Origin of the sequence: Intestinirhabdus alba (genome assembly GCF_009711095.1) — a bacterium.
In the GTDB taxonomy this organism is placed as follows: domain Bacteria; phylum Pseudomonadota; class Gammaproteobacteria; order Enterobacterales; family Enterobacteriaceae; genus Intestinirhabdus; species Intestinirhabdus alba.
Genome location: NZ_WMJZ01000012.1, coordinates 81,963 through 108,099 on the forward strand (window position 1 = coordinate 81,963; position 26,137 = coordinate 108,099).

Sequence of the window (26,137 nt, forward strand, 5' to 3'; positions counted from 1 at the left end):
TTCGTTCCTGACGAATTTGTCACCGTGTCGCCGCGTGATTCGGCCTGAAGGCCTCACCCCTTCGGGGCCAGCCCAGGGGCGGTTCAAAACGCGCTGCGTTTTGTCCTGCAACTCGAATTATTTAGGGTATAAAACATTTTACCGGTGGGTTTTATTTTATATGGGTAGTTTGTGAAACAGCGCGATATTTTATTAATTGCGTAGTGATAATAATTATCTCTGCCAATATATATTGAATTAATTGCATTAACCAATAGCGACAAACAATAACGACGCAAAATAGCGCTCTGTTTTTGGCCGCTGTTACAGAGCTAAGGCATCGGGGAGGATTTTCCGGATGTCTGCGCTTCAAGCTGCTCAGTAAATAACAGGGGTTGCGATATCCGGCGCGGCTATTTAGGCTGTGTCCCTTAACCGTTCGTGTGGACCTCCCGCGACGCTGACAAAATGAGTAAGGAGCACCACCTGTGAAGCCAGTAAACGTTCTGGCGGCAGGCAGTCTGCGTGCCGTCTGGCAGCCGCTGATGGCCGCCTTTCAGCACCGCGATGTCGTCTGCCGCTTCGGCCCGGCGGGGCTGTTGCGCGAGCGGCTCGCCGCCGGTGAGCCGGGCGATCTCTTCGCCTCGGCCAATATGGCGCACCCGCAGGCGCTGCTTAACGACGGGCGGGCGCTGTTTGTCGCCCCCTTTGCCGCCAACCGCCTCTGCCTGACCGTGCGGGCGGACGCCGTCGGCGAAGCGGACGACTGGCTGACGCTGCTGACCCGTCCGGATCTGCGGGTCGGCATCTCGACGCCGGGCTGCGATCCCTCCGGCGACTATGCCTGGCAGCTGTTTTCCCGGATGGGGGCGCACGGCGAGCGCCTGAAGCGCCGGGCGAAAAGCCTGGTGGGCGGCAGGACCTCGCTGCCGCTGCCGGCGGGCAGCCTCGCCGCCGAGTGGCTTATCGCTAACGGCCACGCCGATCTCTTTATCGGCTACGCCAGCTATGCTCCCCGCCTGCGGCAGATCGACGCGCTGCGGGTGGTGGCGATCCCGGAGCCGTATAACCCCACCGTGGAGTACGGCCTTGCCTGCCTGAGCGAGGGCGGCCGACCGCTGGCTGAGTTTCTGCTCTCGTCCCGGGCCGGCGCGATTATCCGCCAGCACGGGTTCACCTTACCTGCCGGAAGCCCGTCGGACAGGACGCGATCCGCGCCGTCATCCGGCACCGCTGACGACGTTTCCTGACGCTTATCTTCAGCGCGCGGTGATAAAACGGGCGTCGGGCGGTGAGTCAGCCTTAACGCCGCGCTAATTTTCACCGCCGCTGGCCGCCGGGCGGTGTATGATAAGAAAACCTTTATACGGTGAATGTTATTGGGTGGGCCATCAGAGCGATAAATCTAACGCCAGCCTGCCCGGAGGACAGGATTTTGAGGCAAGGCGCATGAGTACAAGCACGATCGGTCAGGATGCCCCGTTCGGGACATTATTGGGTTACGCCCCCGGCGGCGTTGCCATCTACTCTTCAGATTACAGCTCCCTCGACCCGCAGGACGCCGATGATGCCGCCTTTCGCAGCTACATTGACGACGAGTATATGGGGCACAAGTGGCAGTGCGTGGAGTTCGCCCGCCGCTTCCTGTTTCTTAACTATGGCATGGTGTTTACCGACGTCGGCATGGCGTGGGAGATCTTCTCGCTGCGCTTTCTGCGCGAGGTGGTGAATGACAATATCCTGCCGCTGCAGGCGTTTGCCAACGGCTCCCCGCGCGCGCCGGTGGTCGGGGCGCTGCTGGTCTGGCAGCAGGGCGGCGAATTTAACGACACTGGCCACGTGGCCATCGTCACCCAACTGCTGGACAATAAGATCCGCATCGCCGAACAGAACGTCATCCACTCGCCGCTCCCCCCCGGCCAGCAGTGGACCCGCGAGCTGGCGATGACGGTGGAGAACGGCCGCTATACCCTGCATGATACCTTTGACGACACCACCATCCTCGGCTGGATGATCCAGACCGACGACGCCCGCCACAGCCTGCCGCAGCCGGAGGTGTCCGGCGAAGCGCTGCGCATCCGCGGCGCGCGGCTGAAGGATAAAGGGCAGTTCACCGGGCGCTGGCTGGACGAGCGGCACCCGCTGCAGAAGGCCTACGCCCAGGCGAACGGCCACATCATTAACCAGGACCCGCACCAGTATTTCACCCTCAGCGAAAGCGCGGAGCAGGAGCTTATCAAAGCCACCAACGAGCTGCATCTGATGTACCTGCACGCCACCGACAAGGTGCTGAAAGACGACGGCCTGCTGGCGCTGTTTGATATTCCGAAGATCCTCTGGCCGCGCCTGCGCCTCTCCTGGCAGCGCCGCCGCCACGATATGATCACCGGGCGGATGGACTTCTGCATGGACGAGCGGGGGCTGAAGGTGTACGAGTACAACGCCGATTCCGCCTCCTGCCACACCGAGGCCGGGCCGATCCTGGATCGCTGGGCGGATCGCGGCGGCGTCGGGGTGGGGCGCAACCCGGCGGAGGGGCTGCTTAACGATCTGGCGGGGGCCTGGAAGCACAGCCGCGCGCGGCCCTTCGTTCACATCATGCAGGATAACGATGCGGAAGAGAGCTACCACGCCAGGTTTATGCAGCAGGCGCTGCGCCAGGCCGGCTTTCACAGCAAAATCGTCCGCGGGCTGGATGAACTGCGCTGGGACGCCGCCGGGCAGCTGATCGACGGCGACGGCCGGCCGGTGAACTGCGTCTGGAAAACCTGGGCCTGGGAAACGGCGATTGAGCAGGTGCGCGAGGTCAGCGAAACCGAATACGCCGCCGTGCCGATCCGCACCGGCCATCCCCGGGACGAAGTGCGGCTGATCGACGTGCTGCTGCGTCCGGAGGTGCTGGTGTTCGAGCCGCTGTGGACGGTGATCCCCGGCAATAAGGCGATTCTGCCGATCCTCTGGTCGTTGTTCCCGCACCATCGCTATCTGCTCGACACCGACTTCACGGTCAATGATGAGCTGATGCAGACCGGCTATGCGGTGAAGCCTATCGCCGGACGCTGCGGCAGCAATATCGATCTGGTCAGCCATCAGGAGGAGCTGCTGGATAAGACCAGCGGCAAATTTGCCGACCAGAAAAATATCTACCAGCAGCTCTGGTGTCTGCCCAACGTCGACGGAAAATATATTCAGGTCTGCACCTTTACCGTCGGCGGCAGCTACGGTGGAACCTGCCTGCGCGGCGACGATGCGCTGGTGATTAAAAAAGAGAGCGATATTGAGCCGCTGCGGGTGGTAGGGCGCTGAGTGGCAGCCAGAATCCCCGGTCGGGATTCTGGCTCCTTTTATCGTGGGGAGGGGGCGGCGTCAGCTTTCGTCGCTGAGCGGCGCTTCAACGGGAACAAAGCTGTTAATGATGCGCACATAGTGTTTGCGCTGGGATTCGGTAAAGTCGTCATTCACCGCGAGGGTAAACACCAGCAGCTTGCGCGAGTGGGGGTTGACGTGAGGGTGCCAGGGCAGCGTCACGATAGAGGTCACCTGGCGGACCAGCGCCCCCTCCTCAAGGAATTTATTGGCCGTTTGCAGCACCGGCAGCTTTGAGGGGCCGATTTCATGCTGCAGATTTTTTCCTTCCAGCTCAAAGCCGGGAACATATTTTTTCATCCTCTCCCACTGCTGTTCGCAGTACGCTTCAACGGTCTGATCCTCCTCCAGCGTCGCGCGGTTAATCAGGATGTTGTACGGATTATCGTCTTCGTCCCGAAAGCGCAGAATATTGATGGACTGATCCTCCTGCGGATCGATCGTGACGAAATGGCCTTCGTTCAGGGGATAGGTCACCGGTTTTTTACTCATAAACAACACTCTCTTAATTCTGATTGACTTGCGTGGATAAAGGAACGATCTCAACGCGGCGGTTGAGCGCGCGTCCCTCCCGGGTTTCGTTGCTGGCTATCGGCCGACTGTTACCTGCGCCTTCGATAAGGAACCGGCTGGCGGGTACGCCCGTATGCTGCACCAGCCAGTCGCGGATGGCGCGGGCGCGTTCGATGGACAACGTCATATTTACGGCGGCGCTGCCGCTGCTGTCGGCGTGGCCAACGATCAGGAACATCTGCTGCGGTCGGCTCTCTATCTCCGGCAGCAGCGCCCGCAGCGCCTTTTCGCTCTCCGGCAGCAGCGCCGCGCTGCCTTTGGCAAAGAAGGGGGTGGCTTCCGAAAGGGTGAACAGCGACGGCGAAAGCCCCGCCTGCCGGTCAAACGCGGCGGCGGGCGCTCCCTCGTCCGGCGTGTTCCAGAAGCCGGTATGCCAGAGCGCGGCGGCCAGCGCGAGGCAGAGCGCCAGCAGGGCAATAACCGCTGGCCACCGCCAGCGAACCGACGCCGGAAGCGGCGCTTCGCGGTGGGGAGCGGGGGGCGTTTCCGGCTCCGGCGGTAGCGTAATGGCGGGCAGCGCCGGCATGGCGATGGCGGCGGAAAGCCCCGGCAGGATGCCATATTTCTCCGCCAGCCATATCGACCACGCCCCGTGACGGGTAAATCCCGAACCGTGATCGGCCAGCATCACGCCCGCCAGGCTGAGCTGACCGTGAGCGAAGAGCGCCTCCAGCACGTTGACAATCCGGTTTTCCGCCAGCCAGGCTAACAGCGTGCTGCCCAGCGCGTGGCGCTGTATGGCGTACAGATCGCTGTCGGCGTCGACCTCGGCGGCGTCAAGCGCGTCCGTCAGGCCCACCAGCTGCGCCTCCAGCGGCAGAGAAGCGTGTGAAGTCGTCAGCAGGCCGCCGGTCCATATGGCCCGATCGGGATCGTGTGAGGCACGCTCCTGGCTCAGGCGACTATACAGCCCCAGCAGACAGGGCAGGCGTTCCGGCAGCTGGGTAGCGGAGAGGGCGTACTGCCAGGCGGTTAGCTGCTCAATCAGCACGCCGCTGCTCTCCATCCCGTCGACCAGCAGCGGAAAGAACCCCAGGGTGCTCATCCCGGGATAATTTTTATGCAGATACTCCAGCCGTTTGGCGAGCGAGGCGGCGTGTTCGACCACCGCCCAGACGATCCCGCTGCTGTGGCTGGAGGAGAGATCGGACTGCCTGAACCATTTGCCCGCAAAGGGGCCGAGGATAAAGATCATCAGTCGCGGCGAGCCGTCCGGCGAACTCCCGACCGCGGGCAGTTTCTGCGAATGCATCTGCGGCGGGCGGGGGCGGGAAAGATAGCGGCTGCGGTGGGTCGCGCGCAGGGCGACCAGCGGCGGCGTCTGTCCCGCAAGCTGGATAAACAGAATCAGTAGCTTCCAGGCGTAGCGGAACAGGGTGTCGCTGTCGTCGCGCAGCAGCGCCTCCAGCTGGGCAACCATATCCCCCTCGTCTTCGGTGTGGCCGTAGAAATAGTGCACCAGCGAATAGCGCTGCCAGGAGAGGTTACCGCCCTCGATGAGGCGTCGGTCAAAATAGCAGCACAGCGCCCGGCACAGCGCTTCGCTCGCCGCCGGCGCTTCGTTTTCCGCCAGCAGCGCCTTGTGCAGTTGCTCAATCAGGGTCACCAGCTTCAGCTGAAAATCCTCAACGCAGGGCACCACGCCGTCAAAGGAGAGCAGCGTGTCGATTCCCACCAGCCTACAGAGATAGTTTTCGCTTTTCACCATGCGCTCTCCCGGACGTCGCCCCAGCCGGCAGTTGATGACCACGGGCATAGCCGAATCGTCGCCGGGGCGCTGGCGCTGGCGGTTTTAAATTCGATCGTCAGCGCGCGCCCCTCCTCGCTCTGGCTGGCGGGGAGCGCCGCCAGCTCGTCGTGCTTAAGGGTGAATTTATGCATCAGGATGTTTTGCTGGTTATAAACGCTGACGTGCAGCGTATCCGTTTCGTCTTCGCGGTGGAGATAGTCCGACTCGCTCAGGGTTATGACCTTTCTGTGGTGCGCGCGGTGGCGCTCCAGCCACGCCGCCTCGTCGGCGGGCGGGGCGAAGAAATTGATCTTATCGGGGCCGATAACTTCGGGCAGAACGGTGCTGTTTTGCAGATGAATGCCCGCCCGGTACTCAAACTCCCGCAGGCTGCGCCGGTCGCCGAGGCTCCAGGGCGCAAGGCCGCCCTCCGGCTCCGCGCCGATACCCAGCAGCGCCCGGACGCGGGCCTTAGACTGATTATCCCGCTGCCACCACGCCTTCTCGACGAGACCCTGGCTGTTGGCTTCGTTGGTATGGTCGCCCCAGATCTTGTTCTGCCCCTGGCGCTGGTAGTAGTGCCAGAGCAGCGGCTTATGGGGATGAAAAACGTCATAGCCGTGGGTAAAGGCCCGCACGGCCATAGCGATCTCCTCGCCGGCGAAAAAGATCTGCGGATCGTTAGGCACCCGCTGCACAAAGTCGCCGTCGGTGAAGATGAAGCCGCCGGCGAGATAGCTCCCCGGCACCGGCTCCGACGACTCAAAGGACGTGGAGGTGAGCATGGGCAGGCGCTGGTCATCGAACTCGCGAAAAATCAGACGGCTGACGTAGCGCTTTTTACTGGCCTCTTCGTTTTCGCCGGGCACGAACGCCGGAGGATAGGCGGTAATCAGCGGCCTGCTGCTGCGGGTCCGCAGCTGCTCCAGCATGGCGATCATCTCGCGATCCCACCCGGCAACAAAGCGACAGTGGGAGTCTATCTGCAGGAAGTAGCGTTCATTGTCATACAGCGCCTCCGCCTGGCTACGCGCCCAGCAGGCCCCCTGGCTGGCGAAATAGTGGACGCTGATGACCTTAATATGGGCGTGGCGGTAGCGAAACAGGTGAACGCTGCGATCGGCTACGGTTTTTTCGCCCATCGGGGTAAAGCCCGCCATCGCGAAAAGGCTCAGATCCTCGTGATCCTGCCAGCAGACGGCAATGTGCAGATTCTGCGGACAGGCGGCGTGCTGCAGCATATCCCGCAGCGTGGGCACCAGCTGAGGATCGCGGTAGCTGGCGATAGTGATAAAAATCGTTGCAGGGTTGTCCATAAATCCCCGTTGGGTTAGCGTCGTCATTATTGAATAGTGAAAACAATTTCCGCGCTGGCGCTGAAGGCACCGCCCGCCGGCGCGGCCTGACCGATCGGAATCAGCGTCGCTTTCCAGTGAAACTGGGCGGAGCCATAGCTGGTGACGCTGCTCTTCTGTTCCGTCGTCGTGCCGTTGATCTTCATCGCCTTGCCGCCGCCGTCGGTGATGCGGATCCCAAGCCGCTCCTTGCTGCCGTTGGCGTCCAGTACCTGGATATAGCTGGCGTCGGCGGAGGGGGTCCGGGTGGTTATTGAGGCGCTGGCCGAATAGCTGCCGTAGTCGCTTTGGCAGGTAATGGCGAAGTCCAGATCGCGCTCCACCCCGTTTTTGAGCAGGGAGGGGGTGACGTCATTGAAGTTGACCGTTTTGGCCCCGTCGGCGGTGCACGCCGGGGTGCTGATAATTCTCATTTCGCCAATCGACAGCTTCATTGCATAGTTGGACGGGTTCGCCGACAGCACGTAGTTGTAGGCAATATCGCCGGCCGACAGCACCCGATCGCCCGTCAAAGGCTGGCTCAGGTTCAGCCGATCGCGGGTTTTGAAAAACTGGATCCGGAAGTAAGACTGCGGGGGATAGTCGAAGGTCGCCTCGTTATCGCCTGAGCTGATCCTCAGGTAGCTGGTAGAGGGAAAGTTGCCGAACGCCGAGCCGTTGCTGTAGAGCAGCTTAATACCGATCCCCGGAATATCGGTCTGGTAGATGCGGGTGGCGCTGTCCTGCCCCGTCAGGTTTATGACGCGCTTGCCGTACTCGGAGCCGGCCAGGCAGTGGTCATAGCCCACAGCCTGGCCCAGCAGCGGGCTGTTGAATTCAGCAAAGGGGACCGAAGTGCTGGCAGGCGCGTCGGCGGAAATTGTCATCAGCTTGCCGCTAATGGTGAGTATGGTCGGCCTGCCGCGGGCAAGAGTACAAACGGCCAGCGCGTCTGACGCTGTGACCAGCGCCAGCAGCATAACGATACAGATCCTTGGCAGCATCTATTCTTTCTCCTGGTTCAGTAGGGCTACGATTTCGGGGGGGTACATCTTAAGCAGGTCGGCGAAACTTTTGCCGATGCTCCGCTCGGCGTACTGCAGCAGCGGGATCAGCGGGCTGCCCGGTTCGGCGGCCATAAACCAGCTGCGTACCTCCTGCAGGCGCTGCTGGGCGTCGGTCCGGCCGTTAATGCCCTGATTCCGTGCCGTGGGGGACGGGGGCGCAATCGGCCTGGCCACGGGAGCGGCGACAGGGAGCGGCGGCGCCTCTTCGCTCTGCGGGGCGGGCGTCGGCCGTTGGGCGGGGGGCGTAGGCACCCCGGCGCTAAATTCACATGAGAACATGCCGAGAATTCGCCCAAACGCCGCCAGCTCGGGGGCCTCTTCGCCCAGCGTCGCGTTCAGCAGGGCAACAATGGCCTGCAGATGCTGATGCGCCTGCAGCAGCGGCTGAATGCCGTCGAGGGCGTTAAGATGCCACTCCTGGATCAGCGCGGCGACCGCAGCCTCCGACAGCGCCCCCTCCTCCCTGGGGATCTGATGGGCCTTTTCAAACTCTTTTATCGTTATCTGCAGCCCGGCCGCCTTCGGCAGCGGCTGGTTGCGCAGGTCCGCCAGCAGGCCGTCAATATCCTCCAGCTCGGCGAAGGCGTTGGCGCGCAGCATCGGCGCGAATTCGCCTTCGTCCAGCAGCTGCGGGTAGAGGTCGTCCGGCCAGGTCTGCAGCAGGGTGAGCAGCGCCTCCGTCCCCTCAGCCAGCGCGGGCAGGCCCACCTTGCGCAGCCGACAGCGCATTAATATGACGATCAGCCTGACGTCTTTGCTTTTTTGCAGCAGCGCCAGGCATTCGCGCTCGGTTTCCGTCCAGTTGACCGGCTCTGCGGCCTCGACGAAGCTGCCGTACTCCACCCCCAGCTTCGGCTGCAGTCGGGACTGCAGCATAATAAATGCCGGGTCGTAGTCGAGAGACTCTCCGCAGGGGAAGTCGCCCGGCAGCGCCTGCATCACGTGCTGGTAGTAGTCCGAACAGGTCAGCCTGGGCGGTTCAGTTATTGCGTTCATTATTTCATCCATCTGTCTGCACCTTTATCCCGCAGAGATACCGGATTGATACATCTCCGGCTCGAAGCTCATCCCGAACACGGGAGCGTCGAAAGCCTCCCGCTCCAGCCAGCTGGCGTAGCCCAGCCGATGGCCGCCGTCCAGGGTCGCCCTGGGCACCTGGTCGGCGGCCAGCATCAGCTGCACCTCCCAGGCGTACTCAAAGCCGATAAAGCTGCGCACCAGCTCGCGCAGCACCGGCATATCGCTGCCCCACGGGCTGAACAGCAGATACTGATCGAGGGTGAGCGGCCCTATCAGCAGCTTAAAGCGGTGCTGGCGGTCAAGTACCGTGGAGCCGAGGATGGCACCATCGCCGAGCAGAGCGGCATAGCGGTCATCGCCCAGCGCCGTCTGGTCCTGACCCTCCAGCACGATCCACTGCAGCTCAAACTCCGTCATCTGCACCTGCACGTCGAAGTAGTAGCGCAGCGCGCCCAGCAGGCCGTCCGGGTTTCGCGCTTCGCGGATCAGATGCGCGGAGGAGGCCAGCCGGGTATGCATCGGCAGCGGCACGGGCTCCAGCTCCGCCGGATCGAGGCCGACCAGGCTGCCGATGTAGAACGAGAACCGCTCATCGTCTTTACGATCCAGCGAGGCGGTGTCCTGGGATAAAAACCATGCCCGGTAGAACAGGCTCAGCGCGCGGTGGTGAAAGATGTCGACAAAGTCGATCAGCGTGTGGTCATGATGCTTATCGCGCGAATAGGCCCATTCCGAGTAGTGCAGGGGCATCGCCCCCTGGGGACCCCAGATACCCAGGCCAAACAGCCGCAGCTTAATTTTGTCGTCCTGCCGGCTGATGGCGGCAATTTCGCGCGGGGAGAAGGTCGTGCTCGCCACCTGGCCCAGGCGAAAGCGCTCCTGGGAGGGGCGCACCGCCTTGCCCGGCGGCGGCAGCGCGGGGGTCTGGGCGGCGATGGCGCGCATGATACTGATAAACCCCGCCTCCCAGGGCGCATTGACGTCGTACCAGACGTCAAGACCCGGCGGTAGCCCGGTCTGGCCGGTCGTGGGCGTCGTCATAGCGCGCCTCGTCCGCCGGGGCGCGCCTTCCAGCGCGCGATGGGGCCGCGCTGCATCGAATGCAGCTCCGTTTCGGTAAACACGTTGATGGCGGCGTGGCGGGCCAGGTAATTCTCCATAATCAGTCCAAAGAGGTAGGGGCTGACGCCGGAAAAGCCCTCTTCATCCACCGTCAGCGTGCAGTTGACGCCGCGACCGTAAACCAGCAGGCCGTCTTCCGCCAGGCGGCGTACCACCGGCCGGGTTTTACAGCCGATCAGGCTGTCGATCTGCGCCATCGACTCCAGGTCGGCGGCGGTGGTGAACAGGCGCAGCATATTGCGCAGCGACTCGCCGCCCTGGGCGTGATCCATATCGGAGAGCGGCAGATAGTTAAAGCTCAGCTGGCGGATCAGCCGCCAGGCGGACTCGCCGATGGCGAAGGGGGAGCGCGGGGCGCTGGGCGAGCTGACGAACCGCGCCCCGTGAATGGGCACCGAGTCGGACATGGTGAGATCGAAGCTGCCGGTGCTGCTCAGCAGGCGCGGCAGATCGCGGTTGGTCACCATCGCATCCACCAGCAGATAGCGAATATGCTCTCCGTAGGGGGCCTCCTGTTGGTCCACCAGCGAGATAAAAATTTCCGTGCCCAGGTAGGGCGTGCGGGTATCGTATTTGCGATGGGTGGTATCTTTGGTACGCGCTTCGCGCTGAACGGAAAAGTAGCGGCCAAAATTGCCGGTGTCGCTGTGTCGGGTCTGATACAGCGCATTAAACGCCAGCTCCTCGCTGGTTTCCGCCTGCAGGCCATAGACTTTATTGACGCTGAATATTTCATAATCTACAGGACGGCTGCGATCCGGCACGATGTGGAAATTATTCAGCGCCCGGTTAACCTCGATGCGATCCACCCGTTTAGGAAAAAGATTAATTACCGGGGTGCAGAATAATAAAAAGTGCGAGGCGTCGAGGTGGGCGATCAGATCCTGCGGCAGTTTGTCCAGCAGAATAATAATCTCAACCTCGCGGCTATTATTATTGCGGAGCGCGGCGGCAAGCTGGGTGATGGAGAAGAAATAAAAACGCTCCCTGCAGGCAATATACTCCTGGATGAGGGTGTGACCATGGAACATATTCCACTGCAAAGGGAGCAAACTTTGATCCGGCGCGAGGCCCTCAAACTTCAGCGGCCGGCTGCTGATGACGTGGTACTGCGGCTGGTTGTTCTCTTCGCTGCGCACCACCGCCGCGATATGGCTGCCGTGCAGAAGCTCAAACGTATGGGAAACGATGCGCTCGTCGCCCTGAATATAGACCGGCAGTTCGTCCAGCCCCTCCAGTTGCGAAAAGGTCAGGTCGCCCTGCAGCCGCAGCCGGATGCGCAGCGCCCCCTTGAGCTGGTGGTGTTTGATGCGGTAATACTCCAGGTTGGGAATATCCGGCGGCACCGAGGTGAGCCTGACCTCGGCAATCTCCAGCGGCCAGAGGGTCACGTCCTGATTATTGCGAAACTCGCAGCGGGTCATCTCGCCGGGAAGAATACGGCTGTAGAAAGCGCTCTGCTTGGGAATAGTAAAGCCGTGGGTTAAATCCCCCTCGCTCAGATTGGGCCTGAGCTGCGCCACGCCCATCGAGGGCGTGGGGGCGTTATAGTTGGGATAGATAATATCCAGCAGGCGCTGGGTGAAGCGGGGAAATTCCGCATCGAGCTTGAGCTGTGTTCTCGCCGACAGGAAGCAAAATGCCTCAATCAGGCGCTCAACGTAGGGATCGGCGATCTCAATGCCGTTCATCCCCAGGCGTCCGGCGATCTTAGGATGCTGTTCAGCAAATTCCTGCGCCATTTCTCTGAGAAAGGTCAGCTCCCGATTGTAATAATCCAGAAAATTATGTTCCACTTATTCGCATCCTGGCTGAGTTTTTATGCAAAGAAATATCTTTTTGCAACACTGAGCGTTTTATGAGAAATGTCCCAGATGTGTCGCTCTGCGCATTTTTTATTAGCTGTGGCTGGTCTGATTTTAAAAGTAAAAGCGTCCTTTGTGATCGCGGTGTTTATTGTTTCTGAAACTTTAAGAATGATTATCGAGCCAGAATCTTAAAACCTATGGCGGCCTGTAAGAAGGGTTTTTATTTTCCTTTGTCTTATTTACTATGCAGCAAAATCATCTCCCGGTTGTTTATTATGGCGTGCCGTAAAACTCCGGGAAAACAAAAATGAATGTTAACTGTTAATCGAGACAGGGCCGTATATTGTGGCAATAACCAGGACAAATCTTTTCGGTAAGCTCAATCCCAGCTTGTTTAAAAGCGTGGAGAGCGCGACGACCTTATGCAAGCTACGCGGTAACCCCTACGTTGAGCTGGTGCACTGGTTGAATCAGATCTACCAGCAGCAGGATAGCGATATCCGCCATATTATCCGCCATTTTGAGCTGGATGCGGAGCGGCTGGAGCGCGACTTTGCCCAGGCGTTAACGCGCCTGCCCGCGGGGGCCAGCGCCATCTCTGATTTCTCTTATCATATCGAGCTGGCGATCGAGCGCTCCTGGGTGTTTGCCAGCCTGGAGTGCCACCAGAGCTGCATTCGCAGCGGGCATCTGCTGATCGCCCTGCTGACGACCATGGAGCTGCGCCGGGCGCTGTTCGCCATCTCGCCGGTATTTGAAAAAATTCCGCTGGAGCATTTGAGTAAGGATCTGGGCTATATCATTCGCGACTCCGGCGAGCAGGACGCGCTGGCGGGCGAGGCGACCCTATCCGGCGACGCGGGGGTGCCCGGCGAGGCCAGCATGGCGATGGGCGGCGGCCAGAGCGGCGGCCTGGCGCAGTACACCACCGACCTTACCGCGCTGGCCCGCGAGGGGAAAATTGACCCGGTGCTGGGGCGCGATAAAGAGATCAATACCATGGTGGATATTCTGCTGCGCCGTCGCCAGAACAATCCGCTGCTGACGGGGGAAGCCGGAGTCGGAAAAACGGCGGTCGTCGAGGGTCTGGCACTGGCTATCGCCGCGGGCGAGGTGCCGCCTTCGCTGAAGTCGGTGCGCCTGCTGACCCTTGACGTGGTGGCGCTCTCCGCCGGGGCCAGCATGAAGGGGGAATTTGAGGCCCGCCTGAAGGCGGTGCTGGAGGAGGCGGTTGGCTCCGCCGAGCCGGTGATCCTGTTTATCGACGAGGTGCATACGCTGGTCGGGGCGGGCGGCAACGCCGGGACGGGAGACGCCGCGAACCTGATGAAGCCGATGCTGGCGCGCGGGCAGCTGCGCACCATCGGCGCGACCACCTGGAGCGAGTTTAAGCGCCATATTGAAAAAGATCCGGCGCTCACCCGCCGTTTCCAGGTGCTGCAGGTGGAAGAACCTTCCGAGGAGCTGGCGATCGCCATGCTGCGCGGCCTGCTGCCGGTGCTGGAGAAGCATCACGGCGTCTGGATTATGGATGAGGCGATCCGCGCCGCGGTGCGCCTGTCCCATCGCTATATTCCGGCCCGCCAGCTGCCCGATAAGGCGATCAGCCTGCTGGATACCGCCTGCGCCAGAGTGGCCGTGGCGCAGCATACGCCGCCGTCGGAGCTGATGGCGCACAAGTTCGGCAGCCGATCGGCGCAGGCCGAGCTGTCGCTGCTGGAAAAGGCCGTTCGCTTTGGCAAAGAGGATGGCCGGCGCGCGGAGGCCATTGAGGAGGCCATCGCCGGGCATACCGAAGAGGCGGAGCGCCTGGAGCAGCGCTGGACCCGGGAGTGCGCTCTGGTGGCCGATATTATGGAAACCCGTAGCCAGCTGCTGGCGGCAGAGCAGGCGGCGGAGAAGGCTGAAGCCGGGCAGGCCGCCGACCTGCAGGCGCGGCTGAACGAGCTGGAGGCCGACCTGAGCGCTGTCCGCGGAGAGCTGCCGCTGGTGCAGGCCGAGGTCAACGCCGCGGTGGTGGCGGCGATCGTGGCCAGCTGGACCGGCATACCGGTCGGTCAGGTGCTGAAGGATGACGTCAGCGCGGTAATGGAGCTGCCCCAGCGCCTGGCCGAGCGGGTCATCGGCCAGCAGCACGCGCTGACCTGCCTGAGCCAGAGCATTCAGACGGCGCGGGCGGGGCTGGCCGATCCGCAGAAGCCGTTCGGCGTCTTTATGCTGGTCGGCCCCTCCGGCGTCGGGAAGACCGAAACGGCGCTGGCCATCGCCAGCCAGCTGTACGGCGGCGAGCAGAACCTGATCACCATCAACATGAGCGAATACCAGGAGGCGCACACGGTCTCCTCGCTGAAAGGTGCCCCGCCGGGCTATGTGGGCTACGGAGAGGGCGGCGTCTTAACCGAGGCGGTACGGCGTAAGCCCTACAGCGTGATCCTGCTGGATGAAATTGAAAAAGCGCACCCTGACGTACACGAGCTGTTCTTCCAGGTGTTTGACAAGGGGGCGATGGAGGATGGCGAAGGGCGGCAGATCGATTTCCGCAACACCATTATTTTGCTCACCAGCAATACCGGCAGCGACATTATCAGCAGCGTCTGCGCCGATCCGCAGACGATGCCGGATGAAGAGGGGCTGTTGACGTTATTACAGCCGGCGCTGCTGAAGGTTTTCCCGGCGGCGTTTTTAGGCCGGGTGACGGTGGTGCCCTATTTACCGCTGGCCAGCGATTCTCTGCAGAATATTGTGAAGATTCATCTGCAGCGAATTGCCGACAGGGCGAAGGCAAATTATGACATTACCCTGAGCTTTAGCGATGCGCTTATTCAGCACGTAGTTGAGCGATGCCCGGTAGCGGAAACCGGGGCGCGGATGCTGATTCGTTTTATTGAGAAAAACATTTTGCCAAAAATTGGTAACGCGGTGTTAAAACGCACCGCCGCGGGAAGGGTTCAGCAGCAAGCCGGCGCGATGCATATTGGCCTGACAGATAACAATGATATCGAAATTATGATGCAACCAGAGGAGCCGCCGTCGAAATAAGTGAAGGAAGTAGTACCCATAAGGAACGATATATCTGTCGTTAATGATTATTTAAAACTGTTATATAGGAAAATATCATGCGTAATATCAATATGACGCTGTGTGCAATGGCGCTGGCCGCCGTTTCCACCACCGGCTTCGCCGCAAGTAAGGGGGAAGTGAGATTTACCGGCGAGCTGATTGCGGAGACCTGCACGATTACGACCGGCTATGAGACTCAAACGGTACCATTGCCGAAGGTTTCCGTTCAGACCCTGAACGCTGCCAATATCGAGGCGGGTTCCAAGGGCTTTGATCTGAAAGTAGAAAATTGCCCAAGCGCTATCACTAAGGTGGGTGCGCACTTTGAGGCCGTCGGCAGTACCGGCGTGAACAGCGTGACCAACAACCTGACAAACAACTACACTCCCTCCGGCGCTAACGATAAGAAGGCGAACAACGTGGAGATTCGCCTGTACAACGCTGACGCGGCAACCCAGCTGAAGCTGGGGGATACCGGTGCGATGTTTGACGTATCCAGTACCGGCACAGCGACCATGCGCTACTACGGCGGCTACTACTCCACTGGCGTAACCACCCTCGGGAAGGTCGCAGCGACGGCGAAATATACCCTCGCCTATCCGTAAAGGTTTTATTTTTTTGCTTTAATTCCGGGGCGAACGCTCGCCCCTTTAAATATATTTTGAGTCGATCGCGCAGGGCTGTGTTATGGCATACCAACGAGCTTTATTGGCAAAATTCACCATCGCTTTTATTTTTCTGCTCTTGCTCTCCCGGAGCGTTTTTGGGGCCATGACAATTTCTGGCACCCGGATTGTTTTTCCCGGCACCCAGAGCGACCAGACGGTCAGAACCAATAATAAAGGCAACACGCCGATTGTGGCGCAGGTATGGGTCGATGACGGTAGTAAAGATGACAACCTGAGTAATATAAACGTGCCGTTTACCGTGACGCCGCCGGTATTCCGCGTGGAGCCGGGTAAAGGGCAGAGCGTGCGCCTGATCTATAACGGCATGAGCCTGCCGCAGGATCGCGAGTCGGTATTCTGGTTTAACCTATTAGAAATTCCGCCGGTGAATGAGGAAGTGCAGCAATCCGATCGGCTTGAGCTGGCCTTCAGAACGCGCATTAAAATTTTCTATCGCCCGACATCCCTCCTGAAGAGCAGCAGCGCCGAGCGGGTTGACGATCTGCGCTGGGAGCGCGCCGGGGCGGGCAAAGGTGTAAAGGTGACGAACCCGACGCCCTACTATTTCTCCTTCGATTCGGCCTATATCACCGCCGGCACGCAAAAATATCCGCTGGTCGCAAAAATGATCCCGCCCTTTTCCAGCGAGACGTTTCTGCCTGAAAACAAGGCCCGTACGCCGGCCACCCTCAGCAGCGTGACCTTTCGCCTGATTAATGACTACGGCGGCGTTAATGAATATCAGCTTTCGCCAACGGCGGGGAGCGGCCTGGCGATAAGCAAACGGCTGGAGTAGGCCGCTGCCGCTCTCTATTCAGTCCGGGACCTGAGAAACGCATTACTACAGGGAATACAGGGTAATGAGACCAACGGAAATGCAACACTATACACGGCGGGCGTTGCGCCCATCGGCGCTGGCGTGTGCCGTTCGTTATTTGCTGATCGCTTCGCTGGGGGGCGGCGTCGCGGCATTCGCCCAGAGCAATGCCGGCAGTCCCGCCGCCTCTGTGGAAGGCCGCAGCGGGCCCGGAGCGATAAAGTTCAACAGCGCCTTTGTTCACGGTCAGAACGTTGACATTTCCCGTTTTTTTGAGGGCAATCCCGCGCCGGCCGGAGAGTTTGTGATTCAGGTTTCCGTGAATAACCAGAGCCTGGGCCAGCATAAGGTGCTGTTCCGGATGCCGCCGGAGGGGTTAAGCGCCCAGCCCTGCTTTACCCGGGAGGAGCTGGCGACGCTGGGGATCAAAATTACCGACAACCCCGTCGGGGCGGCCGTTGCGGACGATAAAAACAGCGACCCGCAGGGCGGTCCGCGCTGCGCGCCCATCGAGAAGTGGGTGCAGGGGGCCGTGGCGTATTATCAGACCGGGGATTTCCATCTCGACCTGCAGGTACCCCAGGCCTATCTGGTGCACCGTCCGCGCGGCTATACCGATCCCAACAGCTGGGACGCCGGGGTGACGGCAGGCATACTCGACTATAACGCCAACGTTTACGCCCGGAACACGTCCGGCGGCGGCGGTAAGGGCAACTCCGGCAGCGGCAACCTGGGCGTTACCGCCGGGCTGAACTGGTATGAGTGGCGTTTGCGCAAGCGGTTCAACACCACCTGGAGCAGCGAGAGTTCGAGCCATACCCAGTCGCAATATTTTTATCTGCAGCGCGACGTGCCGGCGCTGAAAAGCCAGCTGACCCTGGGCGACGCCGCCACCAGCGGCGATCTCTTCGACAGCCTGACCGTGCGCGGCATTCAGCTGCAGTCGGACGACCGTATGCTGCCGGACGAGCTGCGGCACTACGCGCCGCTGGTGCGGGGCATTGCCGAAACCAACGCCAAAGTGCAGGTAACCCAGCGCGGGCAGATGCTTTATGAAACCACCGTTCCGCCGGGAGCCTTTGAGCTGAGCGATATCGGCGGCATGGGCTACGGCGGGGATCTGCTGGTGACCGTGACCGAGGCGGACGGGCGTAAGCGTACGCAGGTGGTGCCGTTTTCTGCGCCGCCGATGCTGCTGCGCAAAGACGTCGCGCGTTTTAGCGTTACCGTCGGCAAGCTGCAGGATAAAACTCTGCGGGAAGCGCCGGGCATGGCCCAGGCATTCTATCAGCGCGGCGTTGGCAACTTGTTCACGCTGTACGGCGGCGGGCAGCTGGCCGACCACTACAGCGCGCTGGGCATTGGCAATGCCTTTAATACGCCGTTAGGCGGCGTGGCGGTGGATATTACCCACGCCCGCAGCCGGCTGGACAACGGGCGCAGCGCGTCGGGCAACAGCCTTAACGTCAGCTTCAGCAAACATCTTCAGCGCACCGCGACGGACGTCACCCTGGCGGCATACCGCTACTCCTCTTCGGGCTTTTACAGCCTGCGGGACGCGGCGATGGCCCGCTACGGCACCAGAACCGATCGCAGTATTGTGGATTACCGCGCCCGGCAGCGCCTGACGCTTAACGTTGCGCAGCCCCTGTGGAACGGTGCCCGCCTGACCCTGACCGGCAGCTTTTACACCTACTGGGACAAGCGCGCCGCCGTTCGTCAGTACACGCTGTCGTACAACAAAACTGAGCGCTACTTTTCCTGGTCGCTCGCCCTTTCGCGCGCCGATAACAACGACGGCAACTATGCGGACAGCGTGATGGCCTCCATTAGCGTGCCGCTGGGCAACGGCAGCGTTACCGATAAGTCGCTGTTTAACAATCTCTATTCGTCCGTTTCCCGCGATAGCGACGGCGGGGTGACGGCCCAGGCCAGCGCTTACGGCAGCCAGGGCGAGCAGGGGGAACTGAGCTACGGTATTGGCTCCACGGTCAATAAGGCGAAAAAGCGCCAGACGCGGTCCGACTTTACCGGCAACGTGAACTATAACACCCCGTTCGGGCAGTTTGGCTCGACCCTCGCGCTGGGCAACCATACGCGCCAGCTCTCCCTGTCGGCCAACGGCAGCGTGGTGGCGCACGGCGGCGGGTTGACCGCCGGGCCGCGCCTTGGCGACCAGCCGTTTGCGCTGGTGGAGGCTCCGGGAGCGAAAGGGGCGAAATTGTTTAATGGCTATGGCGCGCGGATCGACGGCAACGGCTTTGCCATTGTGCCATCGCTGGTGGCCTATCGGGAAAACCGGGTCGGGGTTGAAACCGAGGGGCTGCCGCAGACGGTTGACGTGCTGGAAAGCGAAAGCACCGTGATCCCGCGCACGGGCGCGGCGGTGAAGGTGAACGTCAAAACTATCGTCGGCGCGCCGGTGGTCCTGATGGTGAAAGATGAGAAGGGGCAAACGCCGCCCATCGGCACCAGCATCGTCAACGAGCGGGGGAGTAGCCTCGGTCTGGTTGGCCAGGGGGGGATGGCCTTTATTCGCGGCTGGCAGGCGGCAAAAGAGAATTTATATATTAAAAATTCCCGCAATGAGCGGCTGTGCACCATTTATGCGGACGCCGCCATCGCGCAAAAAATATTGCATTCAATGGGCGCGATTAGCCGCGTGGGGGTGTTATGTCATTAATTAACGTCAGCGCGCTGCGCCGCACTTTACTCTGCGCCCTGTTAACGAGCCAGCTGCTATCGGGCGTGCAGGCCTGCGTCACCGACTGCTCGATTCCGGTGAATTTTATCGGCACCTACAATGACGAGACCTGTCTGGTGATGGTGAATAACGCCAGCAGCATCGAGACGGTGACGCTGCCGAAAATTTCCACCGCTTCGCTCAGCCAGGACGGCAGCGAAGCGGGCAGCGTGCCGTTCACGGTGACCCTGACCGACTGCCCGGCCAGCCGGACGGTGACGCTGTTTTTTAACAGCAGCGCCTCCGCCGCCGACGGCGATACGGGTAATTTACGCAACGACGGCGGCAGCGGGTACAGCCGCGGCGTGCAGATCCGCATCCGCAAAGAGAATAATGACCGGACGATTATTGATGAGCCGACGTCCGGGCAGGATTACGTGATTCCGGCGGCTGGCGACGCCGTCAGCCACCGATTTACCGCAAGCTATTATGCAAAAGGAAACTCAGCCGTAACCGCAGGGCGAGTACACACAGTCGCAGGGGTTGATCTTGTTTATAAATAAAAGGGGGCAAGCTGGCTGATTATTTGAGTGTTAGACAGAGCAAATACCATTTTATCCATAAAGCTTATTAAGAGTATTAATCGCTATGAGTATCAATAATTCTGCGCAAAAGTTTATTGCGCGCAACCGTGCGCCGCGCGTACAGATTGAGTACGACGTGGAGATTTATGGCAGCGAAAAGAAAATTGAGCTGCCGTTCGTCATGGGCGTTCTCGCCGACCTGTCAGGAAAACCGCTGGAGCCGCTGCCGCCGGTTGCCGACAGAAAATTCCTCAGCATCGACATCGATAACTTTGACGAGCGCATGAAGGCGATGCGCCCGCGCGTCGCCTTTGCGGTGCCTAACACCTTAACGGGTGAGGGGCAGCTGATGGTCGACATGACCTTTGAAAGCATGGACGACTTCGCGCCGGATGCGGTGGCCCGTAAGGTCGATTCGCTGGCGCAGCTGCTGGAGGCGCGTACCCAGCTGGCCAACCTGCAGACCTACATGGACGGCAAGGCCGGTGCGGAAAGCCTGGTGATGAAGGTGCTTAACGATAAGGCGCTGCTGAATACGCTGGCCTCCGCGCCGAAGCCGAAGCAGGCTAACGACACCGCGCCCCAAAAGTGATGTAGAGAGAGAACTATGGCAACTCAAGCAGAAACAACAAAACACGCGGCAACGCAAACTACCACCCAGAGCGACTTTAGCGCGCTGCTGACCCGCGAGTTCCGCCCCAAGTCCGAGCAGGCGAAGACGGCGGTCGAGCTGGCGGTGAAAACCCTGGCCGAGCAGGCGTTAACCACCTCGATCACCATGGCCGATGACGCCTATAAAAACATCGCGGCCATCATTGCCGAGATCGACCTGAAGCTCTCCGAGCAGATCAACCTGATCCTGCATCACGAGGAGTTTCAGCGCCTGGAAAGCGCATGGCGCGGCCTGCACTATCTGGTCTATAACACCGAAACCGATGAGAAGCTGAAGCTGCGCTTTATGGACATCTCGAAGGACGATCTGCGGCGCAACCTGCGGCGCTACAAGGGGATCGCCTGGGATCAGAGCCCGCTGTTCAAGCAGATCTACGAGGAGGAGTACGGCCAGCTCGGCGGCGAGCCATACGGCTGCCTGGTGGCGGACTACCACTTCGACCATACGCCGCCGGACGTGGACCTGCTCTCCTCCATCGGCCGGGTCGCCGCCTCCGCCCACATGCCGTTTATTACCGGCGCTGCGCCTTCGGTGATGCAGATGGAGTCCTGGCAGGAGCTGGCTAACCCGCGCGATCTGACCAAGATCTTCACCCAGAACCTGGAGTATGCGGCCTGGAACTCGCTGCGCCAGTCGGAGGATTCCCGCTACATTGGCCTGGCGATGCCGCGCTTCCTTGCCCGCCTGCCGTACGGCATTAAAACCAATCCGGTGGACGACTTCAACTTTGAAGAGACTACCGACGGGTCGGATCACAGCAAGTACGTCTGGGCCAACGCCGCCTACGCGATGGCGGTCAATATTAACCGCTCCTTTAAGCACTACGGCTGGTGCACCATGATTCGCGGGGTGGAGAGCGGTGGAGTGGTGGAAAATCTTCCCTGCCACACCTTCCCCACCGACGACGGCGGCGTGGACATGAAGTGTCCGACCGAGATCGCTATTTCCGACCGCCGTGAAGCGGAGCTGGCGAAGAATGGTTTTATCCCGCTGGTACACCGTAAGAATACCGACTATGCGGCGTTTATTGGCGCGCAGTCGCTGCAGAAGCCGACCGAATATTACGATCCGGACGCGACGGCGAACGCCAACCTCTCCGCGCGTCTGCCCTATCTGTTCGCCTGCTCGCGCTTTGCGCACTATCTGAAGTGCATCGTGCGCGACAAGATCGGCTCCTTCAAAGAGCGCGAAGATATGCAGCGCTGGCTGAACAACTGGGTCATGAACTATGTTGACGGCGATCCGGCGAACTCGTCTCAGGAAACCAAGGCCCGCCGCCCGCTGGCCGCCGCCGAGGTGGTGGTGGAGGATGTGGAAGGCAATCCAGGCTATTACCAGGCCAAGTTCTTCCTGCGTCCCCATTTCCAGCTGGAGGGCTTAACGGTTTCTCTGCGCATGGTCGCGAAATTACCGTCGCTGAAGGATGTTGCCTAATCAGATAATGAATTAACCCTTTATTTCTGAATCCGGCAATAGAGAATAAAAGAATAGTTTAATCATTATTCTTTTAGGGCACGGCTGCGCCTTATTTTAGGGCGCGACCCGGCCTGTTTCAGGCCGCACAGGCACGGACTATAACCGTAAAGCGGCAATTAGCGCCGTCGTTATCGGTTATATAACCGCGCCGCAAGGCGACCTGAACCGGTCAGGGTTGTAACAGGTGAATCAATATTCATAAGAGAATGTTATTGACCTTAATTTTATCGTTACACCCGCTGTAACGCTTTTTAATCAGAGCAACGAGAAGGAAAAAGTATGGCTCAGGATATGTTTATTAAAATTGACGGCATCGAAGGTGAATCCCTGGATGCCACCCATAAAAACGAAATCGAGGTGCTCTCCTGGCATTGGGCCAGCATTCAGCACTCGAATATGCACAGCGGCTCCGGCGGCGGTTCGGGTAAAGCCACGGTGGAAGATTTCTGCTTTGAGCACTATGTGGATAAAGCCAGCACCAACCTGCTGAGCTACTGCCTGTCCGGTAAACATATTAAGGATATTCAGTTTGTTGTTCGTAAGGCCGGTGGCGATCCGCTGGAATATCTGGTGCTGAAGTTCACCGACGTCATTATTACCCGCGTGGAAACCGGCGGCTCCAGCGAAGATGAAACCCGTCCTCGCGAAAGAGTCACCTTCGCCTTCACGAAAGTGACCCAGGACTACGTCATGCAGAACGCCGAAGGCGCGAAGTCTGGCGTTATCTCCACCAGCTACGACGTTAAGGCCAACCTGCGCAGCTAATCGTGTCGGCTTAAGCCTGGGGAGCGTCGCCGGACAGGACGGCGCTCCCCGTTCGAACGCGATAAACGTTTATGCCCGGCATCATGCAGCAGAACCACCGCGCGGGCAGCCTGAACGATGGTGGGTATATCTCTTCAGATCACAACAATAATCAGGTAGGACTATGTTTAGCAAAAGAGGAATACGTCAATATTATCCGCGGGTGCTGAAAAGTTTGCTCGTTTTTCTGCTGGCCGGATTTTTGTTTTCCTGCAGCAGCCCCGGCGAGTACAAACCCGCGCCCGGAGAGATAAAAATCAATCTGTTCGCCGATTCGGACGTTAATCCGAACGAGCAGGGCGAGCCAGCGCCATTATATGTTTTTATCTATAACGTCAAAGAGCCGGACGTTTTTAATAACGCTGATTTTTTTGAAATCATTAATGACAACAGCAAACCGCTGCAGGCCGCCGCCTCCAAAATCTATGAGGCCATATTGCAGCCTGGCGAACAGCGCAGCGTATTAATCCGGCCGGACGGTGAAATCGGCACGCTCGGCTTTATTGGTGCCTACCGTAACCTTAACGATTCCGTCTGGATGATGAACTGGACTTTCCCGAAGAAAAAGAGAGCGTGGTGGCAGCGTATTTTTAGCAACGATGCTCCTGAGTTAAACGCCTGGTTCCAAAAAACAGCAATTACAATTAAAAAAGTGGACTAAACCGTGAAAACGAATAAGGTCGTCTGGAGTGAGGGGTTATTCCTTCGCCCGCAGCTTTTTCAGCAGCAAGAACGCTATTTTGAATACTACGCACACAAGCGCGCCGCCACCCTTAGCCCGTTCTTCTGGGGGTTCGCCCAGTATGAAATTGACCGGGAGGCGCTTTCTTACGGCAAGCTGGTGCTGCGCACCGCCAGGGGCGTTCTGCCGGACGGCACGCCCTTTGACGTGCCCGATCACGCCGATCTGCCGGAGCCGCTGACCATTTTGCCGGAGCATCTCGGTAAGACCCTCTACCTGGCCGTGCCGCTGCGTCTGGATAACAGCGACGAAACTATTTTCAACAAACACGACGCCAGTTCGCTGGCGCGCTTTTGCGCCGAGGAGTCGGAGCTGTGCGACACCAACGCCATTCGCCAGGGGCCGAAGCCGGTTCAGCTGGCTAAGCTGCGGCTGCGGCTGGTTTCGGAGACGGAAATGACCGAGTCATGGATCGGTCTGGCGCTGACGCGGGTGAAGGCGATCCAGCCGGACGGCAGCGTGCTGCTGCACACGGAGGACTATATTCCACCGGTCACCGGCTACGCCGCGAATCCGCTGCTCAGCGAGTGGCTGACCCACCTTAACGGGCTGGTCAAAATGCGCGCCGGAATGCTGGCGGATCGCCTCTCTACTTCGGATGGCAAGGCCAGCGCCAGCGCCGAGGTGGTGGACTACCTGCTGCTGCAGATCTTCAACAAATATGAGCCGATCCTCGATCATCTGCGGCATATCCCCGAGCTGCCGCCGATCGTGCTGTACGAGGAGCTGGCGAAGCTGGCCGGCGAGCTGTCGACCTTTGTCCGCACCACGACCCGCCGACCGAAGAGCGCGCCGGGCTACGATCACGCCAGCCTGTATACCTCGATCCGCCCGCTGGTGGACGACGTGCACGACCTGCTTAACCAGATTCTGGTGCGCGCCGGGCAGCTTATCGCGCTGCACGAAAAGGGCAACGGCGTCTGGTCGGCCACGGTGCTGCCCAACGAGCTGCGCACCTTCTCCAGCCTGGTGCTGGCCGTTCACGCCCAGCTGCCGATGGACGTGCTGCTGCAGCAGTTTCAGGCGCAGTCGAAAATCAGCGCCCCCCAGCAGCTGCACGAGCTGGTGCGTTCGCACCTGCCGGGGCTGGTGCTGCAGGGGCTGCCGGTGCCGCCTCGTCAGATCCCGTACAGCACGGGCTATGTCTACTTCGAGCTGCTTAAAAACGGCCCGTTCTGGGACAAAATCTCAATGACCGGCGCACTGGCAATGCACGTTGCCGGTGAGTTTCCGGGCCTGAAAATGGAACTTTGGGGAATCAGGACCTGATGAAAGACGACGTTAATCCGCAGGCCGCCGCGCCTGATGAAGAGACCTCACCCCAGGCATTAGGCAAGTTTCTTCTGGACGAGCAGGGCGACTGGATCGTGGAGCCTGAAGCGCCCCGGGCCGGGCCGCAGAGCGCCGGGCCGGATATGGGGGCGAAGCCGTTTCGCCAGCCGGGGGCGCTGAAGACCGAGAGCGCGCAGCAGCGCATACAGAAGGTCAGCGCGGCCGAAAATCCGCTGCTGGAGGCGGCCCAGCCGCTGCTGCGGGCCCTGAGCGATATGCCGGAGCAGATTGAGGATATCGCCCACGTTGAGCTATTGAAAAATACCCTCAAGGGGCAGATCAACCTGTTTAGCGTCGTCTGCGATGAAGTGAATATCCCGTGGAAAAAAATGGCCATCGTGCGCTACTGCCTGTGCACCGCCCTGGATGAGGCGGCCCACGCCACCCCGTGGGGGCTGAAGGCGGGCTGGTCCCAGAGCAACCTGCTGAACCACTTTGAAGGCGATAACGACGGCGGTAATAAATTCTTCCTGCTGATTGGCCGGCTTTCCATGAATCCCAACGAGTTTGCCGACGTGCTGGAGGTGCTGCTGCGCATCCTTGGTCTGGGGTTCGAAGGGCGCTACAGCATTATTGAAGATGGCGATCGCCAGCTGACGAAAATCCGCCAGCGCCTGCTGACGCTGATCCAGAGCACGCGCAATACCACCCAGCCGGCGCTGTCGCCGCACGGGCTGCAGCCCCACGGCCCCGCCCGGCGCGAGCGGCTGATTATTCCGGTGCGCCTGACCGCCATCTGCGCGGGGGTGCTGGTGGTATCGGCCTGGATCTGGTGCAAGTACTCGCTGCTGGCGCGCAGCGAAGGCGTTACCAGCGCCATTTATGCGCTGCAGAACATCAAGATTTCTACGCCGCAGATCAAAGTTCGCCTGCGGCTGGCCATTCTGCTGCGTAAAGAGATCCAGCAACAGCTGCTCAGCGTCGATGAAACCCAGAAAGAGAGCAAAGTGGTGCTGAGAGGTGATTCGCTGTTCCAGTCCGGATCGATCGTCGTGCAGCCGGAGATGGTGAAGGTCATCGAGCGCGTGGCCCACGAAGTGCGTCGCGTGAACGGCGATATTTTGATCGTCGGCCACACCGACGCCACGCCGATCTCCCGCAAAGGGCTGCCGAATAACATTGTGCTGTCGGAAAAGCGCGCCGCCGAGGTGGCCCGCTATTTCATCGCTGCCGGTATTCCGGAAAGCAAAGTAAGGATCGAAGGGGTGGGCAACACCCAGCCGCTGGCATCTGATGCCACTCCTGAGGGACGGGCGAAGAATCGCCGCGTAGAGTTTTTTGTCACCTATTAACGAGAGCG

The 26,137-nt window shown here is 60.1% G+C and carries 20 protein-coding genes; 13 read left to right on the plus strand and 7 right to left on the minus strand.

The window, feature by feature from the left end:
* Nucleotides 1–467 precede the first annotated feature (467 nt).
* Nucleotides 468–1,229 carry a substrate-binding domain-containing protein gene (locus tag GJV78_RS10580; protein ID WP_330998799.1) on the plus strand — a complete coding sequence of 254 codons (762 nt, stop codon included), beginning with the start codon at nucleotides 468–470 and terminating at the stop codon, nucleotides 1,227–1,229.
* A gap of 199 nt (nucleotides 1,230–1,428) precedes the next feature.
* Nucleotides 1,429–3,285 carry a bifunctional glutathionylspermidine amidase/synthase gene (gene gss, locus GJV78_RS10585; RefSeq protein ID WP_155108308.1) on the plus strand — a complete coding sequence of 619 codons (1,857 nt, stop codon included), beginning with the start codon at nucleotides 1,429–1,431 and terminating at the stop codon, nucleotides 3,283–3,285.
* A 60-nt stretch (nucleotides 3,286–3,345) separates the two neighbouring features.
* Here the strand turns inward: gss and GJV78_RS10590 are convergent, their stop codons facing one another.
* Genes GJV78_RS10590 through tssF form a run of 7 tightly spaced genes read right to left on the minus strand, consistent with a single transcriptional unit; the run spans nucleotide 3,346 to nucleotide 11,986 of the window.
* Nucleotides 3,346–3,837, minus strand: coding sequence for a DcrB-related protein (locus tag GJV78_RS10590; protein WP_155108309.1), 492 nt, complete (start codon nucleotides 3,835–3,837; stop codon nucleotides 3,346–3,348).
* A 13-nt stretch (nucleotides 3,838–3,850) separates the two neighbouring features.
* Nucleotides 3,851–5,626 (minus strand): OmpA family protein, encoded by a 1,776-nt coding sequence (locus GJV78_RS10595; RefSeq protein WP_155108310.1) that lies wholly within the window; start codon nucleotides 5,624–5,626, stop codon nucleotides 3,851–3,853.
* A complete protein-coding gene (locus GJV78_RS10600) occupies nucleotides 5,620–6,963 on the minus strand; it encodes a GlcNAc-transferase family protein (RefSeq protein WP_155108311.1) in 1,344 nt (447 codons plus the stop codon). Before GJV78_RS10600 ends, GJV78_RS10595 begins: the two co-directional genes overlap by 7 nt.
* A 26-nt stretch (nucleotides 6,964–6,989) precedes the next feature.
* Complete coding sequence (locus tag GJV78_RS10605; protein ID WP_209439247.1) at nucleotides 6,990–7,985, minus strand: fimbrial protein; 996 nt, start codon at nucleotides 7,983–7,985, stop codon at nucleotides 6,990–6,992.
* A complete protein-coding gene (locus tag GJV78_RS10610) occupies nucleotides 7,986–9,035 on the minus strand; it encodes a type VI secretion system protein TssA (RefSeq protein WP_407929050.1) in 1,050 nt (349 codons plus the stop codon).
* A 33-nt stretch (nucleotides 9,036–9,068) separates the two neighbouring features.
* A complete protein-coding gene (tssG, locus tag GJV78_RS10615) occupies nucleotides 9,069–10,109 on the minus strand; it encodes a type VI secretion system baseplate subunit TssG (RefSeq protein WP_155108313.1) in 1,041 nt (346 codons plus the stop codon).
* Nucleotides 10,106–11,986 (minus strand): type VI secretion system baseplate subunit TssF, encoded by a 1,881-nt coding sequence (tssF, locus tag GJV78_RS10620; protein WP_167519509.1) that lies wholly within the window; start codon nucleotides 11,984–11,986, stop codon nucleotides 10,106–10,108. The genes tssG and tssF overlap by 4 nt, the downstream gene beginning before the upstream one ends.
* 357 nt (nucleotides 11,987–12,343) lie before the next feature.
* On the opposite strand from tssF, the gene tssH reads away from it, so the two are divergent.
* From tssH to tssL, 11 genes are all read left to right on the plus strand, one after another.
* Nucleotides 12,344–15,037, plus strand: coding sequence for a type VI secretion system ATPase TssH (gene tssH, locus GJV78_RS10625; protein ID WP_167519510.1), 2,694 nt, complete (start codon nucleotides 12,344–12,346; stop codon nucleotides 15,035–15,037).
* Between the two features lie 77 nt (nucleotides 15,038–15,114).
* Complete coding sequence (locus GJV78_RS10630; protein WP_155108315.1) at nucleotides 15,115–15,663, plus strand: fimbrial protein; 549 nt, start codon at nucleotides 15,115–15,117, stop codon at nucleotides 15,661–15,663.
* An 82-nt stretch (nucleotides 15,664–15,745) separates the two neighbouring features.
* Nucleotides 15,746–16,522: a fimbria/pilus periplasmic chaperone gene (locus tag GJV78_RS10635; protein WP_155108316.1), complete on the plus strand. Its 777-nt coding sequence runs from the start codon at nucleotides 15,746–15,748 to the stop codon at nucleotides 16,520–16,522.
* A 79-nt stretch (nucleotides 16,523–16,601) separates the two neighbouring features.
* On the plus strand, nucleotides 16,602–19,226 hold the full coding sequence (locus GJV78_RS10640) for a fimbria/pilus outer membrane usher protein (protein WP_230979116.1): 2,625 nt from the start codon (nucleotides 16,602–16,604) through the stop codon (nucleotides 19,224–19,226).
* Nucleotides 19,217–19,789 carry a fimbrial protein gene (locus GJV78_RS10645; RefSeq protein WP_155108318.1) on the plus strand — a complete coding sequence of 191 codons (573 nt, stop codon included), beginning with the start codon at nucleotides 19,217–19,219 and terminating at the stop codon, nucleotides 19,787–19,789. The genes GJV78_RS10640 and GJV78_RS10645 overlap by 10 nt, the downstream gene beginning before the upstream one ends.
* An 85-nt stretch (nucleotides 19,790–19,874) precedes the next feature.
* A complete protein-coding gene (tssB, locus tag GJV78_RS10650) occupies nucleotides 19,875–20,402 on the plus strand; it encodes a type VI secretion system contractile sheath small subunit (RefSeq protein WP_155108319.1) in 528 nt (175 codons plus the stop codon).
* Nucleotides 20,403–20,417: 15 nt separating this feature from the next.
* Nucleotides 20,418–21,917, plus strand: coding sequence for a type VI secretion system contractile sheath large subunit (gene tssC / locus GJV78_RS10655; RefSeq protein ID WP_155108320.1), 1,500 nt, complete (start codon nucleotides 20,418–20,420; stop codon nucleotides 21,915–21,917).
* A gap of 321 nt (nucleotides 21,918–22,238) precedes the next feature.
* Nucleotides 22,239–22,724, plus strand: a complete 486-nt coding sequence (locus GJV78_RS10660) for an Hcp family type VI secretion system effector (protein WP_155108321.1) — start codon at nucleotides 22,239–22,241, stop codon at nucleotides 22,722–22,724.
* A gap of 163 nt (nucleotides 22,725–22,887) precedes the next feature.
* Nucleotides 22,888–23,424: a type VI secretion system lipoprotein TssJ gene (gene tssJ / locus GJV78_RS10665; RefSeq protein WP_155108322.1), complete on the plus strand. Its 537-nt coding sequence runs from the start codon at nucleotides 22,888–22,890 to the stop codon at nucleotides 23,422–23,424.
* A gap of 3 nt (nucleotides 23,425–23,427) precedes the next feature.
* On the plus strand, nucleotides 23,428–24,774 hold the full coding sequence (gene tssK / locus GJV78_RS10670) for a type VI secretion system baseplate subunit TssK (protein ID WP_167519511.1): 1,347 nt from the start codon (nucleotides 23,428–23,430) through the stop codon (nucleotides 24,772–24,774).
* Nucleotides 24,774–26,129 carry a type VI secretion system protein TssL, long form gene (tssL, locus tag GJV78_RS10675; protein ID WP_155108323.1) on the plus strand — a complete coding sequence of 452 codons (1,356 nt, stop codon included), beginning with the start codon at nucleotides 24,774–24,776 and terminating at the stop codon, nucleotides 26,127–26,129. The genes tssK and tssL overlap by 1 nt, the downstream gene beginning before the upstream one ends.
* The last annotated feature ends 8 nt before the right edge of the window (nucleotides 26,130–26,137 follow it).

Excerpts from the sequence above, each read along its gene's own strand:
- gss (WP_155108308.1), top strand. The coding sequence starts at position 1,429 with ATGAGTACAAGCACGATCGGTCAGGATGCCCCGTTCGGGACATTATTG.
- GJV78_RS10590 (WP_155108309.1), bottom strand. The coding sequence starts at position 3,837 with ATGAGTAAAAAACCGGTGACCTATCCCCTGAACGAAGGCCATTTCGTC.
- GJV78_RS10595 (WP_155108310.1), bottom strand. The coding sequence starts at position 5,626 with ATGGTGAAAAGCGAAAACTATCTCTGTAGGCTGGTGGGAATCGACACG.
- GJV78_RS10600 (WP_155108311.1), bottom strand. The coding sequence starts at position 6,963 with ATGGACAACCCTGCAACGATTTTTATCACTATCGCCAGCTACCGCGAT.
- GJV78_RS10605 (WP_209439247.1), bottom strand. The coding sequence starts at position 7,985 with ATGCTGCCAAGGATCTGTATCGTTATGCTGCTGGCGCTGGTCACAGCG.
- tssG (WP_155108313.1), bottom strand. The coding sequence starts at position 10,109 with ATGACGACGCCCACGACCGGCCAGACCGGGCTACCGCCGGGTCTTGAC.
- GJV78_RS10630 (WP_155108315.1), top strand. The coding sequence starts at position 15,115 with ATGCGTAATATCAATATGACGCTGTGTGCAATGGCGCTGGCCGCCGTT.
- GJV78_RS10635 (WP_155108316.1), top strand. The coding sequence starts at position 15,746 with ATGGCATACCAACGAGCTTTATTGGCAAAATTCACCATCGCTTTTATT.
- GJV78_RS10640 (WP_230979116.1), top strand. The coding sequence starts at position 16,602 with ATGCAACACTATACACGGCGGGCGTTGCGCCCATCGGCGCTGGCGTGT.
- GJV78_RS10645 (WP_155108318.1), top strand. The coding sequence starts at position 19,217 with ATGTCATTAATTAACGTCAGCGCGCTGCGCCGCACTTTACTCTGCGCC.
- tssB (WP_155108319.1), top strand. The coding sequence starts at position 19,875 with ATGAGTATCAATAATTCTGCGCAAAAGTTTATTGCGCGCAACCGTGCG.
- tssC (WP_155108320.1), top strand. The coding sequence starts at position 20,418 with ATGGCAACTCAAGCAGAAACAACAAAACACGCGGCAACGCAAACTACC.
- GJV78_RS10660 (WP_155108321.1), top strand. The coding sequence starts at position 22,239 with ATGGCTCAGGATATGTTTATTAAAATTGACGGCATCGAAGGTGAATCC.
- tssJ (WP_155108322.1), top strand. The coding sequence starts at position 22,888 with ATGTTTAGCAAAAGAGGAATACGTCAATATTATCCGCGGGTGCTGAAA.
- tssL (WP_155108323.1), top strand. The coding sequence starts at position 24,774 with ATGAAAGACGACGTTAATCCGCAGGCCGCCGCGCCTGATGAAGAGACC.